The organism is Xanthobacter autotrophicus (genome assembly GCF_030015065.1).
Classification (GTDB): domain Bacteria; phylum Pseudomonadota; class Alphaproteobacteria; order Rhizobiales; family Xanthobacteraceae; genus Xanthobacter; species Xanthobacter autotrophicus_D.
On sequence record NZ_JAIVFN010000271.1, the window covers coordinates 1 to 1,061 of the forward strand.

Below are 1,061 nucleotides of genomic sequence, written 5' to 3' on the forward strand. Positions count from 1 at the left end.
TCCCTGCCCTCCCCCGCAAGCGGGAGAGGGTTCAGCGGCGCACCCGGCCCATCAGGCTTTCGAACCGTCCCTCACCCCTTCACATAGACCCGGGTGCCCAGCGACACGCGCTCGTAGAGGTCGATGATGTCCTGGTTGAGCAGGCGGATGCAGCCGGAGGACACCTGCTGGCCGATGCTCCACGGCTCGATGGTGCCATGGATGCGGAACAGGGTGTCGCGGTCGCCGTCATAGAGATAGAGCGCGCGCGGGCCGAGCGGGTTGGTCTCGCCGCCGGGCAGGCCGGCCGCATAGGGTCCGTAGCGCGTGGGCTGGAGCTTGACCATGTTGGCGGTGGGGGTCCAGTGCGGCCACTTCTCCTTGCGCTTGATGGTGGCCCAGCCCTTGAAGGAATAGCCCTGCTTGCCCACGCCCACGCCGTAGCGGATGGCCTTGCCGTCGCGCCCGACGAGGTAGAGGAAGCGCTCGTTGATATCCACCACGATGGTGCCGGGGGCGAAGCCGGGCGGCGCGGGCACTTCCTGGCGCAGGAAGCGGGGATCCACCTCGGACAGGTCGACGCCGTCCACCGGGAAGGGCTCGCCGTCCACCGGGCCGTACATGAGCGCGGACTGGCTCAGCGGCGCCGGGGGCGGATTGGTCACGCAGGCGGCGAGCGCCAGCGGCGCTCCAAGCACGAACAGGCGGCGGGACAGGCGTTCAGGCATCGCGGGAAGAAGTACCGTGCGGGGCGTCGGGGCCATGGTCAGTCCACTCGGAACGAAACAAATCCATCCACGCATCAACGCGCGGACCGGGGCGCGGGTTTCGCCCCGGTGTCCGCCGCATTGAACCTCGGTCAGGTGGCGTTAAGGTTAACGCCGCACCACCGGCTACGCCCGAAAGCGAGGCGGATGGGACGGCTGCAAGAACCTTGGGGCAGCGATGTACCACCGTTGCTGCGCTGCGGGGTGGCCTTTGCGCCACACCCGGTGCCGGATCGTCATCGCGAAGTCGTGAATGCGCGCCGGCGGGATCGCGGCACGGTCCGCCCGACAAGGGGCTGCGGGATGGGGCTGCGG

At 69.2% G+C, this 1,061-nt stretch carries 1 protein-coding gene; it reads right to left on the reverse strand.

Annotated elements, in window-relative coordinates; translation table 11 throughout:
* Positions 1–71 precede the first annotated feature (71 nt).
* Positions 72–743: a L,D-transpeptidase gene (locus tag K9U40_RS23040; protein ID WP_282892409.1), complete on the reverse strand. Its 672-nt coding sequence runs from the start codon at positions 741–743 to the stop codon at positions 72–74.
* Positions 744–1,061: the final 318 nt, after the last annotated feature.